Raw genomic sequence first — 15,717 nt, forward strand, 5'->3', positions numbered from 1 at the left:
GTTAATTGTCGTGCAAGGAACAGAAGGCAGCTCCGTTCCAGGGCAAAGGCCCCCACGATGACCATGACCGATCCCCTCCCCCAATCCACCCGTCGGGTGGTGTTGTTCGCCCATTTCGACCGCGATGGGCAAATCGACGACCATGTCCTCTACTACCTGCGCGGCCTGCGCGAGGTGGCGGAGCGCATCCTGTTCGTGTCCGACGGCGCCTTGATGGAGGGCCAGGCGGAACGGCTGGGCACCTTGGCGGAACTGATTCATGCCGGTCGCCATGGCGCCTATGATTTCGGCAGTTGGAAGCTGGGCTTCGAGGCGCTGGGCGGCGACCTCGCCCTCTATGACGAGGTCATCGTCGCCAACGACAGCTGCTATGGCCCTGTCTTCCCCTTCGCCCCGGTGTTCGAGGCCATGGCGGAGCGGGAGTGCGATTTCTGGGGCCTGACCGATGGGCTGGTGGATGGCGACATCCGCTATCTCACCAGCAATTTCCTGGTTTTCCGCCCGGCCGTGACCCGCCATGCGGAGTTCACCCGCTTCTGGCAAGAGGTGACGCGGCAGCCCGACAAGACGGCCGTCTGCCGCGCCTACGAATTCGGCCTCAGCCAGCGGCTCATGGCCCTGGGCTTTCGGCCCGGCCGCTATCTTCCCCAGCCCTTCGTCGCCAAGGAACTCTATTCCGACGTCTATTTCGACGACTGCCTGGAGGTTCACCGCATGCCCCTGGTGAAGGCGGCGGTGTTCAGCCAGAACCAGCAGCGTGTCGCCCGCCTGCGCGAGCGTCTGGACCGCATGGCCCAGTTCTATCCCGTGGCCCTGATCGAGGCGCATGTGGCGCGCCTGTGCGGCACCGCCCACCCGCCCATCCATGACCTGCCCTGGCGTCAGGAACGTACGCGCCTGGCGTCCCTGCCCGGCACGTACAGGCGCAGCAAGTACAGCCGCGACCTGCGCTGGTGGTGGTGTTACATCCGCGTCCTGGGGGTGCCGGTCTTCGCCGCCGCCCGACGGGTGCGGGCGGCGGGATGACGGCGGTGTCCTAATTAGGCCGCTCGTATTTCCGCCAGGAAACGCACCACCTCGGACCGCAGGGCGTTCGACTGGCTGCCCAGGGAGCGGGCGGCCGCCAACACCTGGGAGGCGGCGGTGCCGGTCTCGCCCGCGGCCCCGGTCACCCGGGCGATGTTGGACGACACCTCCTCCGTGCCCTGCGCCGCCTGGGTGACGTTGCGGGCGATTTCCAGCGTGGTGGCGTTCTGTTCCTCCACCGCCGCCGAAATGGTGGCCGAGATGCCGTTGACCTCCTCGATGGTGCCGCTGATGCCCTGGATGGCGGCCACGACGCCGCCGGTGGCCGCCTGCATCTCCTGAATCTGGCGGGCGATATCCTCGGTGGCACGGGGGGTCTGGTTGGCCAGGCCCTTGACCTCGCTGGCCACGACAGCAAAGCCCTTGCCGGCGTCACCCGCGCGCGCCGCCTCGATGGTGGCGTTCAGGGCCAGCAGGTTGGTTTGGCCGGCGATGGCCTGGATCAGCTCCACCACCGTGCCGATACGCTGCGCCGCGTCCGCCAGCCCCTGGACCAGGGCGTCAGACTGGGCCGCCGCCTGCGCCGCCTCTGACGCCACGGTGCTGGACCGGGCCGCCTGGCGGCTGATCTCCTGAATGGAGCTGGTCATCTCCTCCGCCGCCGAGGCGACGGTCTGCACATTGGCCGAGGTCTGTTCCGCCGCCGCCGCCGTGGCGGTGGCCTGGGCCTTGGTCCGCTCCGCCACGTCGGCCATGCTCTGCGCCGTCGAATCCAACTGGGTGGCGGCGCCGCTGACCGCCTCGAGGATGCCGGCGACAGCGCCGTCGAAACCCTGGACCAGACGGTCCACCGCCTGGGCGCGGCGCAACTTGGCCTCTTCCGCCTGCCGCTGTTCGGCCGCCAGCCGATCGGCCTCGATGGCGTTCTGCTTGAACACCTCCAAGGCGCGGGCCATGGCGCCGACCTCGTCCCGGCGTCCCAGACCGTCGATCGTGATGCCCCGGTCGCCCTCCGCCAGGCGGCGCATGCGGTCGGTCAAGGCGGCGATGGGGGCCGCGATGGCGCCCGACAGCATCAGCGCCGCCAGGATGGCGACCACCACCGCGGCGATGCCGCCCAGGATGGTGGTCCAATAGGTGGTGTGGAACGCGGACTGCTGCTCATCGTGCCGCTGGTCCAACAGGCCCCGCTCGGCCGTGGTGATCTCGGCCACCTTGGCGCGGATGGCGTCCATCTGCGCCTTCCCGCCGTTCACCGATTCCACCGTACGCGCCTGATCCCGCTGATCCGTCTTCATCAGCGCCACGAGCTTTTCAGCGTACTGGTGGCGCCAGGCCCCGGCCAGACGGTCGATCTCATCCAGGCGCCGCTGCTGGGCCGGGTTATCCGCCGTCAGGGTGCGCGCTTCGGTCATCGCCCGACCGTAGGCGTCGGCCCCGGTCTTGTAGGGGGCCAGCACCGCCTCATCGGCCGACACCAGATACCCACGCAGGCCGGTTTCCTGGTCGACCAGGGCGGCAAGCGCCGCATCGACAGCGTCCAGCACCTTGTAACTGTGGGTCGTCCACCGGCTGCTGTCCTGGATGAAGGACACGCGGGCGTATGTCAGGCCGCTGACCGCGAAGGAAACGACCAGCACGAGGGAAAAGGCGACCGCCAGCTTCCCCAAGATGCGAAGATTGCTCAGGAAGGTCATGACGCGCTCCACGGGGTGATTTGTACCCAAGGATTACGTCAATAAGTTACATTCGAAGCCACACGACCTTGGTTTTGTACAAATGTGGTATCCCCTCCGATAGATAGTGACGCTATGTCACATCGGATTAGCCCGGCGGCCCTCGTTCCCCCGAACGGCTAATCCAGTTGATCGGTCACAGCGGGCTGAGGGCTGGACACCACCCGGCGCAGCCGCGCCAGGGTGCGGGTGAAGACGCCGTTGTCGTTCAATGCCCGTGACAGCACCAGGGCGCCTTGGATGCCGGCCACCACCTCCTCCGCATCGGCCTGCGCCTGGTTAGGGTCGCCGCCCGCCCGCACCAGGGCGCCCGCCAGGGCCTGGACCCAGGCGGCGAAATAGCCATGCACCTGCTCGGCGAACAGGTCCCGGGCGTCGCCCAGGGCGAAGACGCCCACGACGCACACCCGCTGGCCTGACCGGAAATAGGCGTCCGTGGCCTGGAACATGGCCTCCACCGCCGCCAAGCCGCCGCCCTCCGTCTCCAGCGGGTCGAAGACGTGGGTGCGGAACCAGTCGTCGATGTGGGCCAGCACCGCCTCCGCCATCTCGGCCTTACCGCCAGGGAAGAAGTTGTAAAGGCTGCCCTTGCCAAGGCCGGTGCGGGCCGTAATGGCGGAAAGGCTGGCACCCTCGAAGCCATGATCGCGGAAGACTTCCGCCAGGACGGGAATCACGTCCTGGCGGTCGGCAAGCGTACGCGCCATGCTGTCACAGCCCCAGATCGCTGAGACCGGGATGGTCATCGGGGCGGCGGCCCAGCGGCCAATGGAACTTGCGCTCCGACTCCTTGATCGGATGCTCGTTGATGCTGGCGTGGCGCGCCCGCATCAGCCCGTCGGCGTCAAACTCCCAATTCTCGTTGCCATAGGCGCGGAACCAGTTGCCGCTGTCGTCACGGTATTCGTACGCGAAGCGTACGGCGATGCGGTTTTCCGTGTATGCCCAGATTTCCTTGATCAGGCGGTAGTCCAGTTCCTTGGCCCACTTGCGGGCCAGAAACGCCTCGATCGCCGGGCGGCCGGTGACGAACTCCGCCCGGTTGCGCCAGCGGCTATCGACCGTATAGGCCTGAGCCACCTTGCCGGGGTCGCGACTGTTCCAGCCATCCTCGGCGGCGCGGACCTTCTGGATGGCAGTATCAAGTGTGTAGGGGGGTAAAGGCGGACGGGACATGGGAACCTCCAATGATCAGGGTTTGGACGAACAACGTTGTACCGATCGGTACGTCGTTGACCAATTGGTACAACGCCGTCGGTCCCGTGGCAAGAGGTCTTTTTCGTCCCGTCCTCTTTTGGCAGGCGCCGATCCTCAGGCGACGGCGCGCTGGGGAACCGCCACCGCGACCAGATCCTCGATGCTGACCAGGGGCATGCCGTGGGTTTCGGCATAGACCACCAGGTCCGGCAGGCGGGCCATGTCGCCGTTCGGCAACATCACCTCGCACAGCACGCCGGCAGGCGCGCGGCCGGCGCGGCGCATCAGGTCGATGGTGGCCTCGGTATGGCCCCGGCGGGCCGCCAGCCCACCCGGATGGGCGCGCAGGGGAAAGACGTGGCCGGGACGGGCCAGGTCATCGGGCTTGGCGCCGGCGGCGATGGCCGTGCGGATGGTGGTGACGCGGTCGGCGGCCGAAACGCCGGTGGTGACGCCGGTCTTTGCCTCGATGCTGACGGTGAAGGCGGTGCCGTAGCGCGAGGAGTTTGCCCCCACCATGGGCGGCAGGTCCAGCGCGCGGGCGCGTTCGTCAGTCAACACCAGGCAGACGATGCCGCTGCAGTCGCGGATCAGCAGGGCCATCTGTGCCACCGTCAGGCTGTCGGCGGCGTAGATGACGTCGCCTTCGTTCTCACGGTCGGCATCGTCGACGACGATGACGCCCTGGCCCGCCTGGATGGCGGCCACGGCGCGGGCCACCCGGGTTTCGGCATCGCCGAAACGGGACAGCAGATCATCGTCATGGGCGGGTATTTGGGAAATCTGACTCAAGGGCCTCACTCCGTTCGACAATCGGGCGAGCCTGAATCAGGGCAAAAAGAGATCGTGGGCGGACGGCGTGTCCCCCCGGGGCAGGCCACCATGCGCGTGCGCGCGCCCCTTCCCGGGCCCGGCAAAGCCCAAAGGGGGGTCGCGCCCGCGCGCCGCGGGCCGGCTCATCCTCTTCCATCCGGACTGTAACCGTCGGCCCCGGCGTTTCACCGGGTCTGCTGACCCCGTGGGCGTTACCGCCCCCGGGCGCTCGCGGGCTCCCCCTCCATCAGGAGGGGATACCGCCGGTCGGGGTTTTCACCCTGCCCTGAGAACAAGCGTATCGCCATCCGGCGGCGCCGGATGACAGGTTGATAGGACAACCATGCGCCCGCCCTGTCAACCGGGGGATGGTTTGAATTTCCTCATAAGCCTCATGATGTGCTGGGCGCGTACACCCTGCGGTCCAGGAAGCCAAGGGCGGGACCGGCGGTGCGCGGCAGGCCCTTATAGCGGGCCACCGGCTTCGGCACCGTGCGCAGCACATGGGCGAGTTGGGCCGCCTCTTCGCCGGTCAGGTCGCCCAAGGCGCGCTGATAGGTGCGGATGGTGAACAGGATGGCGCCGGTGGCGGGCAGGCGACGCAGGGTCTGGCGCTCGATGCGCAGGAACAGACGGTGCCCCGCGTTCTCCGGCGTGAGGGCGGCATCGGCGGCGGTGTGCGCCACCTCTTCCGGCTGGAACAGGGCGGGGTCGTCGTTGAGGCCCCAGTTCATACGCCATACCGGCCGGTCCGGCGCCAGGGTTTCCAGGAAGCGGTCCACCGGCCGGCCCAGCTTCTCACCATACAGGGCCACGGGCGCGTGGATGCCGGCCATGGGGCGCCCCAGCTTCTCCCGCAGCCGCCAGCGGTTGGGGAAGCACAGCACGGCGGCGGCCAGGACCGGCAGCCCGGCGGCATCGGGCAGCAGCAGGCATAGATCCTCCGCCACCAGCCGGCCGGCGACCTCCAATGGATTGGGGCCGGCCGCATCCAGGTCCCACACCTCCCCCGTCAGGCGGCAGGTGAGGCGGCGGCCCTCGCGGACATAGGCGCCGGGGAAATGCCGGGGCAGATGGTCCGCCATCAATGCCAGCACTTCTGCCTGGGCATCGTGGCTGCCCGGCAGGAAGCCGGTCACCGCCCCGTGCCGCTGGGCCAGCAACGCCCGCCGCTCCGCCAGCAGGGCGGGACAGCTGTCATCCACCATCAGCCAACGGGCGGGGTTCAGGGCCATGAGGCCCATGGCCATGCGCCAGTCACCGCCGTCGAACGGCCAGCACGGTTGTTCCGGCGGCAGGGTCCAGGCGGCCACGCCTTACACTTCCAGGGGCGCGAAATCCTCAGGCAGTTCGGCCAGCGTCGGCTCGGCGATGGGGCCGACCTCCGCCACCAGGGTGCCCCAGGACCAGCCGACGCCGAAGCCGGCCATGAGCAGCTTTTTCGGACCTTCCGCCAGCATGGGCCCCAGCCGGTGGCAGATGGCCAGGGGCACCGAGGCGGAGCTGGTGTTGCCGAACTTTTCCATATCGATGAGAAAGCGTTCCGGCGACGCCCCGATCTTTTTGCGGATATGGTCCAGCATCATGCGGTTGGCCTGATGCGGGACAATCATGTCGATGTCGTCCAGGGTCACGCCGGCATGCTCCATCGCCTCGCGCAGCAGCGGCGGTACGGCGCGCAGGGTGAAGGTGAAGACCTCCGCCCCGTTCAGGTGCAGGCGGGCGTCGCGGTAGAGGCGCTTGTGCTCCTCCTCCGACCAGGGCTCCTCGCCGGGGATCAGGCAGTCGCGCTTGCCGCCGGCCTTCACGAAGATGTGCTTGGCCCCGCTGCCGTCCGTGCCCAGGATGGCATGGATGGGCGGCGCGTCTGCATCCACCTCCAGCGCCGTGGCGCTGCCGGCGTCGCCGAACAGGGGCAGGGTGGCGCGGTCATCGGGCCGCAGCCAGCGGGCGGAGTTGTCGCCGGCCAGCACCAAGGCGCGCCGGGCCGTGCTGCCGCCCAGCAACCGCGACGCCATCCAGGTGCCGTAGGCGAAACCGGAACAGCCCAGCGGCACGTCGAAGGCCGCGGCGGTGGTGGGCAGGCCCAAGCGGCGCTGGATGACAGCGGCGGTGACGGGCAGGACGTAGTCCGCGTCCTGGCTGACGAAGATCAGCAGGTCGACGGAGGCCGGGTCCCAGTCCAGTTGCCGCAACAGGCCCTCGGCCGCCGCCACGCACATGTCGGATGCCATGTAGGGCCGGGGCAGCAGGCGCCGTTCCGCCACGCCAATGGTGGCGTGCAGCTTGCGCGCCTCTTCCTCGGTGAACAGGGTGTGGTCTTCCAGATAGGAATGCCGTTCTTTCGGCACCACGGCCCGGAAGCCCTTGATCCGCACGCCTTCGACGATGGCCTTCACCGCAACCCGCCCTGAGAGAAGTGTCCTGAGCTGCTATAGTATGGCCATTCCCGCCCCGATGCCAAAGGCCCTCTGTTGATCGCGCCTTCCCCACCCGCCGGCCCCACCGTCCTGATCCGCGCCGACGCCACCGCGTCCATGGGCACCGGCCATGTCATGCGCTGCCTGTCGGTGGCGGAGGCCCTGGCTGAGCGGGGGGCGACGCCCCTGTTCGCCGCCGTGGACCTGCCGCAGGCCCTGGCGCGGCGGCTGGATGCCGCCGGTTTCGCCGTGGTCCTGCTGCCGGGGCCGGCGAGCGGGCCCGAGGATCTCGCCGGCCTGGCGGGGGAGATGGCTCACCGGGGCGCCCGCGCCCTCATTCTGGACGGCTATCATTTCACCGACGCCTATCGGGCCAGGTTGGCGGCCCTCATGGCGACCCAGCGCGTGCCGGTCATGGCCTTCGATGACGGGCCGGGTACCCGTCCCCTGCACGCCGGCCTGATCGTGAACCCGGGGGCCGCGGTGGACCAGGCGGCCTATCGCGCCGCGAACCCGGATGCCGTGCTGGCGCTGGGCCCTGCCTACGCCCCGCTGCGGGCGGAGTTCCGCCGGGCGCGCGGCCAGGCCCTGCCGCCCTTGGAGCAGCGCAGCCGCCTGCTGCTGACCTTCGGCGGCACCGACCCGGCGGGGCTGACCCTGCCGTGTCTGAAGCGCCTGGCCCCGGCCCTGCCCGAGGGCGTGGGCCTGGACGTGGTGGTGGGGGGCAGCAACCCCAACACCGATTGCATCCGCACGGCCGGGGAGCGTTTCCCCAACACAGTGGTGCATGTGGAAACGCCGCGCATGGCGGACTTGATGCGCGACGCCGGCCTGGCCCTATCCGCCGCCGGCGGCACGCTGGGGGAACTGGCCTGCCTGGCGGTGCCCACCCTGCTGGTGGTGGTGGCGGACAATCAGGCCAGCAGCGCCGGCGCCGTGGCGGCTTCGGCCAAGGCCCGAGTCATCGACGCGCGCGGCATGGACAAGGCGGAGGCGGCCGATCGCATCACCGCAGCCACCCTGGCGCTGTGGGACGATACCGACACCCGTGCGGCCCTGAGCCACCGCATTGCCGATGGGCAAAGTGTCGATGGAAGGGGCGCCGTGCGGATCGCCCAGGCCTTGCTGGATATGGCGCAGGCGTCAGCGGGACAGGCGTAGCGTCACCTCGACCGCCCGGCCGGGCAAGGCCCGGGCGGTGACCAGGCCGCCGTTGCGGCTGGCCACGATCTCGCCCGCGTTGGCATCGCCCTGCATGATGGCCAGGGCGTTGGTCAGATTGCTGCCGCGCACGATCACCTCGACACCGTCACGGGGACGCAGGGTCAGCGTGGCGCCCAGCAGGTGGACGGCCGGCAGCGCCAGGGTGTTGGCGTCATCGCCATAGCGGCGGCCCAGGAAGCGCCAGTCCGCCTCAAGCGACACGGCGCCGTCGGCCAGGGTCAGCTGGGGCCGCAGGCTGGTCATCACCCGGGGGATGCGCCGGGGCAGGTTGCCATCGAAACTGCGGATGGCCTGGCCGCCATCGTCCAGGGTGTCATGGAAGACGTAATGGGCGAAGCGGGGGTCCTGCAAGGTCGCGGTGGCGGAGATGGACAGCGGTTCCAGCGGCCGCCAGCTCCCCTCCAACTCGACCCCCACGGTGCGGGCCTGGGCGTTCAGCCTTCGGCGCACCAGGGCGCCGAAGGCGTCCGTATACTGATCACCGAAGGAAATGTTGTCGAAGTCATTCCAGAACAGGGTGGCGTAGGCCGCCGTCGCCACCGTCTCATGGCTGACGCCCAGTTCGGCCTGGCTGACCCGCTGCACGACCAGGCCGTCGGGCGCCAGGGTGTTGCGGAAACTGCCGATCCCGGGGTCGCGGAAGGTGCGGGTTCCCCGCAGGAACAGGCCGGTATCCTCCGCCGCCCGCCACGACAGGCCGGCGGAGGCGGCGGTGGCGTCATACCGCCGGCCGAATCCCTGATACTGTCCCGTGCCCTGGGCCACCGCGTTGTCGGCCAGCGCCGCGGCATCGCCCACATCCACGGTCTGCACCCCTTCCACCACGCCGGAAAAGGCCTGCCGCTCCTGGCGAACGCCCACGTCCAGGCGCCAGTCCGGGGCCAGTTGCCATTCGTCGGCCAGGTACAGGGCCAGGGCCCCTGTATCCCCGGCCGTATGCTCATAGGTGGCGTTCTCGTTCAGCACGCCGCCATCCGTGACCTGGCCCAGAACCCGCCCGGCGGCGTCCACCGCGACCACATCCAGCAGGCGCCCCTGGCTCCGCGCCTGGACCAGCGCGCTGGCGATGTGCCGGCGGTAATCCATCCGATCGCCGGCGGCATAAAGCCCGGCGGTCAGGTCATGCGCTTGGCCCCATAGCAGCCGGCGGCCGCTGAGCGACACGTCCAGGATGGCCTCGCTGATGCCGATGTCGGCCTCGGTCGGGGCCACCCGCGCCACCAGGCTGTCCAGCGCCATGGGGCCGTCACCGGCCCGGGGCTTGGCATACCTGAGGGTGGTCCTGTCGGCCCCGGGGTAGGCGGCGGCCACCTGCGGCCACAGCGTGGCCAGCATGTCGCCGGCCGTCAGGGCCGCGCCGCTGGAGGCGATGGAATAGCGCCAAGTGTCGGATCGGCGCAGCCGCGCCTTCACCGCCAAGCGGATGTCCTCATCCACATCCTGGTCCCACAGCATGGTGCCGGCCGTCAGCCGGTTGACGTTGTTATGGCCGAACGGCACCTGCCGGCTGCCGTTGCCATCCTTCAGGGTGAGGGTCCGCAGGTCGGGCCCGAACCAGCTGCCGTACAGCGGATCGAACCCGGGCACGCCGGTGACACCGTCCGCCGTGGACAGCAGCGGCATGGAGGAGGTGTTGAACGTGGCGTCGTCCTGCCGCCGGACGTTGAACCGCAGGGTGCCGGTGGGCAGGGCATGCGCCAGGCTGAGACGGACCTGCCCGCCATCCAGGTCGCTGACATGGTCGCGCACGCCCGCGTTGCGCGACCAGTAGCCACCCAGGGCCGCGGACCAGCCGCCGTCCGCCGCAGCGTCCCCCGCCCCGTCATTCCCCAGCGGGCCGCCGACATACCCGTCGAACCGGCGCAAGCCCCGGTCCGACACGGTGAGGGCCGCCACCTGCGCCGGTTGGGCCGGCGCGCGGGTGATGAGGTTCAAGGTGCCGCCCACGGCGTTGCTGGCGAAGACGGAGGACGGGCCGCCACGCACATACTCCACACGATCCACCGTCTCATCCAACCGGAAATACTGGTCCACGTCGGCCCAGGGCAGGCTGCTGTCCTGCTGCACCGGCAGCCCATCCTCCAACACCGCGACACCGTTGTACCCATCCAGGGGCATGCCCCGGACCCGCATGGTGTTGGCGGCGACGCCGGCCGAGGTGTCGGCCCAAACCCCGGGTATGGCCGTCAGCAGGGCGGCGCCGCCGTCGGACAGGGACACGCCCCGCAGGGTGGCGTTGGACTGGACGCTGATGGAATAGCTGAGGTCCAGCCGCGACAGCGGCAGAACCCCGCGCCGCCCCGTGACGATCACCTCCGGCGCATCCAGCGGCTCCACCGGCAGGACCGAGGGCGGCGGCGAGACGGCAGCAGCAGCAGCGGCCGGGGCGGCGCGGCTGACCAGGATGCCGCCGCTGGCCACGCGGCAGTCCAGGGCCAGCGGCCCGCACAGACGGCGCAGCGCCTCTTCCAGCGTGACCGCGCCGGTGATCGCCGCCGCCGTGCGCCCGGCCACGTCATCCGGTCGCACCGCCAAGGGCAGGCCGGCCCGCTCGGCCAGGCGGCGCAGGGATGTTTCCACGGAACCGGCCGGGAGATCCCAGACGGCACGGTCGGGCGCGACCGCCCGCGCGGCGCCGGCCGGGGCCAGCGGCACCAGGAAAAGGACGGCCCAGGCGGTGAGGGAGGGGTGACGAAATGCCATGGGGGGTGCGACGGGGCCCGGCGCCCGTCGGGGCCAGGGGCGGAGGGCGGCCCACTATAGGGACCGCGCATGACAATGGCGTGGCATTGCCGCCCGATGACGAAAGGTCAGCCCAGCCGCAAACCGTCGCCGCTTTCGCCCAAGCGCAAGCCGTAGAGCCCCGCGATCAGCCGCAAGCTGTCCGCCGGCTGATCCAGGCGGAAGCGGCCGCTGACCGCCAGCTTGCCCAGGTCGGGCCGCGCCAGCGCCAACGACCGGGGCGAATAGCGGGCCAGATGCGCCACCACCACATCCAGCCGCTGGTCGCGCACCACCAGCCAACCCTGGCGGAAGGCATCGGCGTCGCCCGGGTCCACCCGGTCGCGGACCACGCCGCCACCGGCGGCCACCACCAGCCGGTCGCCCGCGGCCAGGTCATGGTGCCGGTCGTCGACGCGGGCCGACGCCCGGCCCGCCGTGACCGTCAGGTCGACCTGGCCAGCCGACCGATCCAGGATGAAAGCGCCCTCGGCCACCTCCACCGCCAAGGACCGGGCCTGGGCGCGCAAGGGCTGGCCCGCCGCTGCCACCCGCACCGCCACCTGGCCGGCGAGCAGATCCAGGCGCCGGCCCGCCGTCCCCACCGTCACCCGGCTGGCGGCATCCAGGACCAGGGCGCCGCCATCGGCCAGCGCCACCTCCCGCCGTTGTCCGATGGCGGTCGCGTATTCGCTGTCCCTGGCCGACTGGCGGAACCAGGCGCCGGCACCGGCCAAGGCGGCCACCCCGGCGACGCCCGCAGCCAGCGCCCGGCGCCGGCTGGCGAGAAACGGCCGTGGGACGTCATCGTTGGCCGCGGCGGGCGCCACCTCCGCCAGTGCCTGGGCCAAGGCCGGATCCTGCCACAAGGCGCGGACCTGTTCCGTCGCCCGGGCGTGGGCCGGATCGGCGGCCAGCCAGGCCAGGAAGGCCGCCTGCCGCGCCGGCGTCCAGGGTTCATCGGCCAACACCCAGTCGGCCGCCGCCTCCAGCATGGCCTCACTGGGAGGGGCCACGCCGGGGGACAGAGGGGGGAACCGCTGGTCATGCCGCGCCGTCCTCGCCCATCACGGCGGCCAGTTGGGCCAGGGCCCGGGTCAAATGCTTCTTCACCGTTTCCTCACTGATGCCCATGGCGCGGGCGATCTCCTGCCGGCTTTGCCCCTTGAGGCGCCGGCGCACCACCACCTCCCGACGCTGGGGCGGCAGGGCGCGCAGGGCCGCTGTCAGGGCCGCCAACCGCTGGCGACCCGACACCACCTGGTCCGGGGCCGGCGACGCGCACGGCAGGTCGTCCGCCAGCGGTTCCTGGACGGGGGAGTCGACCCGGTCCAGGATGACGCTGTGAGCGACGCGCAGGGCATAGGGGACGGGCTGGCGGACATCGCCCTCCCGTACCCGTTCCAGCATGCGAAGCATGGTTTCCTGGTAAATATCGTCCGCCTCGGCCGGATTGCGGATCCGGTTGCGAATGAAGGCCAGCAGCCGGCGGTTGCCCGCCAGCAGGTCGGCCACGATATCGGGATACCCCAAACTCAGCATACGGGTCGGCCCCATTTCCGCCGCCACGATGGGCAACTCCGGCGCGCCCGCCGGATCAGTAGCTGTAGCGCACGCCCAGCAGGTACTGCGCCCCGCTGCGCGTGTAGCTATAGACGCGGTCACCCTTGGAATCCACGTACTCGTTCTCAGCCTGGTTGGTCAGGTTCACCCCTTCCAGCGTCACCTTCAGCTTGTCGGTGACGTTGTAAAAAAAGCTGACATCCAGGTTGAGGGAGCCGTGATAGCCGGCCACGTCGTTGCCATTGCCGCCGGGCACGGAGGCCAGGTAGCCGTCCCGGTAGTTCACCGAGGCGCGGCCGCCGTACTTCTCGGTCTCGTAATACAGCGTGGCGTTGGCCGAATTGCGGGACAGGCCCGTCAGGTCGTACATGCCGGTGCCGCCCGACGCCAGCTTGTACTCCGCGCGCGAGTGGGCGTACGTGTAGTTCAGCAGATATCCCAGGTTGTTGAAGGGCGCCGGCAGGAAGTCCAGCCCCTGCTGGTACATCAGCTCCACGCCATAGACGTTGGCGCCCTGGCCATTGACCGGCTGGTAGAAGGTGTAGCTGACATCGCCGTCACCGGCCGGGACCAGCGACGCCGGGAGGCCTGACTGGCTGTACTTCATGGTGGTGACGCCATCGACGATGAAGCTGTCGATCTTCTTGTAGAAGGGCTGGGCGGCCACGATGCCCTGCTTGCCGAAGTACCATTCCGCCGACAGGTCGACCGAGGTGGCGCGATACGGGTCCAGGTTGGGATTGCCGAAGGTGACGGTCTTGCCCGAGGTGTTGACGCTGGAGATGGCAGGGACCAGCGAGGACAGCGACGGCCGCGTGACGTTGCGGTTGGCGTCCAGACGCACGCGGGTGTCGGCGCTGGTTTCCAGCACCAGATTCATGGCGGGCAGCACATCGGTGTAGTCGCGATGGAAGGACACCGGCGGGAAGGATGGGTCGCGGTCATAGGAGTCGGTGTCGGTCCGCACGACGCGCACACCCAGATTGCCGGTGAAGGGCAGGCCGAACAACTGGCTGCGCCAGTCCGCCTGGACATAGCCGGCCCTGGTGGTTTCCTGCACCCCCTGGGGGAAGCCGGTGCCGACCGGAACGGCCACCTTGTCCAGGCCCAGGGCGCTGGAAACCTTGTTCAGGTCCGCCACGATCCAGCGGCTGGGAAGGCCGGAGGTGCCGAGCCCCGTGCCGAAATTATAGGGCACCGTGGTGACGATGCCGGACAGGGCGCTGTCGGTCAGGGACACGCCGCGCAGGTTGCGGCCCAGCAGGTTGGTGATGCTGTCATAGGAGTTGCTGGTGCTGTCATAGTTGAAACGGCGCCAGTCCAGGCCGCTCTTCAGGTCCACGTCGCCCAGGCTGTAGGTCGCGTCCACCTGGCCGGTGCCGAAGGTGTTCCCGACCATCTGCCGGCGCAGACGGGCCTGGTAGAACTGCCAGTCGGCGGGGTTGGTCAGGCCCACGCCATAGGTTTGCTTGGCGACACGGTCGTTGTCACGCAGGTCGAAGCTGAAGCTGGTGTTGGGCGACCAGAAATAGGTGCCGGTCTGGCGATCATGGAAGTCGGCCTCCTGATAGCCGCCGAACAGATCCACCTTCAGGGCATCCGTGGGGCGCAGGTGCGTCTTGAGGCTGGCGGCGTAGAAATCCGTGGTGTCCTGGTACAACTGGTTGTCGGACCGGATGTCGACGTTGCGGAAGCTGCCCGCGACGATGTTGTTGTTGCCGTCCACCGCCAGGCTGTCGACGATGGTTTGCGGCAGGCCGGTGCCGGCGCCATTTGTATTAGAGGTGGCGAAGGAGAAGGCGTCGAAATTGTATTCCTCGCGGTCCGTCTTCAGCTTGCCGTACAGCAGGTCCAGATCCATGTCGATCCAGTCCGCCGGCCGCGCCTGGAAGGCGGCGGTCAGGCCCAGGCGCTTCTGATCCTGCACATATTCGTCGTAGCGGAAATAGCGCGGGTAATAGAGGGCGTTGGCCGCGGTGGAGTTCAAGCGCGCCTTGATGGCGGGGTCCACGCTGGACGAGACGTTGTTCAGGTTCCAGCCGCCACTGGCCCAGCGTACGGTGCTGTAGCCCTGTTCCACCACGCTGCGCCGGCTGAAAGCGGCGGAGAACAGGGCGCCGTACTTGCCATCGCCGAAGGTGTCGGAAATCAGCAGCGCCGCGCGGGGATCGACCTCGCCCGAGTTCTCGCCGTAGGCCATCTTGGCAGCGGTGGAGAAGGTGAACTTGTTGTAGTCGAAAGGCTTGGGCGTCCGCAGGTCCACGGTGCCGGCGATACCGCCCTCCTCATCCTGGGCGGAGGAGGATTTCAGCACGTCCACCCGATTGAACAGTTCCGCGGCGAACAGGTTGAAGTCGAAGGAGCGGGAGCGGTTGGTGCCACCGCGGGCGTCGATGCTCTGGGTGGTGCCCAGCGCTTCCATGCCGTTGATCTTCACCAGGGTGAAGTCGGGCCCCAGCCCGCGCATGGAAACCTGCCGCCCCTCGCCGCCATCGCGGGTGATGGTGATGCCCGGCACACGCTGCAACGCCTCGGCCACGTTGAGGTCGGGGAACGCGGCCACGTCGTCGGCCAGGATGCTTTCCCGGCTGCCAATGGCGTCGCGCTTCAAGTCCAGCGCGCGGGCGATGCTCTGCTTATAGCCCGTGACGACGATCTCATCCAGATCACCGCCGGCATCATCGGCCGCACAGGCAGATCCCATGACGGCAAAGGCGCAGGACGCCAGTAATCCGCCGAGGCATTTGGTAATTTTCTTGGTATTATAGCGCATGATTTTCCCCAATCACGGTTAGATTGACTGAGGAAATCTTCCTTTGTGCCGGTTATTTGTTACGAATTATCGGCGATATTTATTATTTATTTGTTAAACGACTTTGCGTCACCGCGCATCCCACCGCCCTCGTTAGGTAAGAGGGCGCCGTGATCAAAAAGGGGACAGGGGGAATTGAAAAAAATTTCGCGGCGCGGACGCGGCGCCGATACGCTGGTGATGCTGCCGGCCTGAGCGCTACCCG

General features: G+C 68.9%; 12 protein-coding genes and 1 riboswitch. Of the genes, 2 read left to right on the top strand and 10 right to left on the bottom strand.

The features are described from left to right. Positions 1-63: 63 nt before the first annotated feature. Positions 64-1,026 carry a rhamnan synthesis F family protein gene (locus UCD39_RS04365; RefSeq protein WP_330494863.1) on the top strand — a complete coding sequence of 321 codons (963 nt, stop codon included), beginning with the start codon at positions 64-66 and terminating at the stop codon, positions 1,024-1,026. Between the two features lie 14 nt (positions 1,027-1,040). Here UCD39_RS04365 and UCD39_RS04370 read toward each other — a convergent pair whose 3' ends face one another. The 6 genes from UCD39_RS04370 to UCD39_RS04395 form a co-directional block, all read right to left on the bottom strand. Further along, the gene (locus tag UCD39_RS04370) at positions 1,041-2,723 is read right to left on the bottom strand and encodes a methyl-accepting chemotaxis protein (RefSeq protein ID WP_330494864.1); all 1,683 of its coding nucleotides are present in this window, start codon (positions 2,721-2,723) and stop codon (positions 1,041-1,043) included. Between the two features lie 158 nt (positions 2,724-2,881). After that, on the bottom strand, positions 2,882-3,469 hold the full coding sequence (locus UCD39_RS04375; RefSeq protein WP_330494865.1) for a TetR/AcrR family transcriptional regulator: 588 nt from the start codon (positions 3,467-3,469) through the stop codon (positions 2,882-2,884). A 4-nt stretch (positions 3,470-3,473) separates the two neighbouring features. After that, positions 3,474-3,938 carry a nuclear transport factor 2 family protein gene (locus UCD39_RS04380; RefSeq protein WP_330494866.1) on the bottom strand — a complete coding sequence of 155 codons (465 nt, stop codon included), beginning with the start codon at positions 3,936-3,938 and terminating at the stop codon, positions 3,474-3,476. Positions 3,939-4,073: 135 nt separating this feature from the next. Continuing rightward, positions 4,074-4,733, bottom strand: coding sequence for a 3,4-dihydroxy-2-butanone-4-phosphate synthase (gene ribB, locus UCD39_RS04385; RefSeq protein ID WP_442943593.1), 660 nt, complete (start codon positions 4,731-4,733; stop codon positions 4,074-4,076). 180 nt (positions 4,734-4,913) lie between these two features. Next, positions 4,914-5,070: riboswitch (FMN riboswitch) on the bottom strand. Between the two features lie 94 nt (positions 5,071-5,164). Continuing rightward, a complete protein-coding gene (locus UCD39_RS04390; RefSeq protein WP_330494867.1) occupies positions 5,165-6,085 on the bottom strand; it encodes a heme-dependent oxidative N-demethylase family protein in 921 nt (306 codons plus the stop codon). Between the two features lie 3 nt (positions 6,086-6,088). Further along, positions 6,089-7,171 (bottom strand): 3-oxoacyl-ACP synthase III family protein, encoded by a 1,083-nt coding sequence (locus UCD39_RS04395; protein ID WP_330494868.1) that lies wholly within the window; start codon positions 7,169-7,171, stop codon positions 6,089-6,091. 75 nt (positions 7,172-7,246) lie between these two features. On the opposite strand from UCD39_RS04395, the gene pseG reads away from it, so the two are divergent. Beyond that, positions 7,247-8,353, top strand: a complete 1,107-nt coding sequence (gene pseG, locus UCD39_RS04400) for a UDP-2,4-diacetamido-2,4,6-trideoxy-beta-L-altropyranose hydrolase (protein ID WP_330494869.1) — start codon at positions 7,247-7,249, stop codon at positions 8,351-8,353. Here the strand turns inward: pseG and UCD39_RS04405 are convergent. From UCD39_RS04405 to UCD39_RS04420, 4 genes are all read right to left on the bottom strand, one after another. Continuing rightward, positions 8,336-11,119, bottom strand: coding sequence for a TonB-dependent receptor (locus tag UCD39_RS04405; RefSeq protein WP_330494870.1), 2,784 nt, complete (start codon positions 11,117-11,119; stop codon positions 8,336-8,338). The two genes, pseG and UCD39_RS04405, sit on opposite strands and share 18 nt — an antisense overlap. Positions 11,120-11,226: 107 nt before the next feature. Continuing rightward, positions 11,227-12,153, bottom strand: coding sequence for a FecR family protein (locus tag UCD39_RS04410; protein ID WP_330494871.1), 927 nt, complete (start codon positions 12,151-12,153; stop codon positions 11,227-11,229). A gap of 28 nt (positions 12,154-12,181) precedes the next feature. Then, positions 12,182-12,694 (bottom strand): RNA polymerase sigma factor, encoded by a 513-nt coding sequence (locus tag UCD39_RS04415; protein WP_330494872.1) that lies wholly within the window; start codon positions 12,692-12,694, stop codon positions 12,182-12,184. A gap of 40 nt (positions 12,695-12,734) precedes the next feature. Beyond that, positions 12,735-15,404 (bottom strand): TonB-dependent receptor, encoded by a 2,670-nt coding sequence (locus UCD39_RS04420; protein WP_330494873.1) that lies wholly within the window; start codon positions 15,402-15,404, stop codon positions 12,735-12,737. Positions 15,405-15,717: the final 313 nt, after the last annotated feature.

The organism is Nitrospirillum karajorum (assembly GCF_036348415.1).
Classification (GTDB): Bacteria; Pseudomonadota; Alphaproteobacteria; order Azospirillales; family Azospirillaceae; genus Nitrospirillum; species Nitrospirillum amazonense_B.

Coding starts and splice junctions, on each gene's coding strand:
- UCD39_RS04365 (WP_330494863.1), top strand. CDS start 64: ATGACCGATCCCCTCCCCCAATCCACCCGTCGGGTGGTGTTGTTCGCC.
- UCD39_RS04370 (WP_330494864.1), bottom strand. CDS start 2,723: ATGACCTTCCTGAGCAATCTTCGCATCTTGGGGAAGCTGGCGGTCGCC.
- UCD39_RS04375 (WP_330494865.1), bottom strand. CDS start 3,469: ATGGCGCGTACGCTTGCCGACCGCCAGGACGTGATTCCCGTCCTGGCG.
- UCD39_RS04380 (WP_330494866.1), bottom strand. CDS start 3,938: ATGTCCCGTCCGCCTTTACCCCCCTACACACTTGATACTGCCATCCAG.
- UCD39_RS04405 (WP_330494870.1), bottom strand. CDS start 11,119: ATGGCATTTCGTCACCCCTCCCTCACCGCCTGGGCCGTCCTTTTCCTG.
- UCD39_RS04415 (WP_330494872.1), bottom strand. CDS start 12,694: ATGGGGCCGACCCGTATGCTGAGTTTGGGGTATCCCGATATCGTGGCC.
- UCD39_RS04420 (WP_330494873.1), bottom strand. CDS start 15,404: ATGGGATCTGCCTGTGCGGCCGATGATGCCGGCGGTGATCTGGATGAG.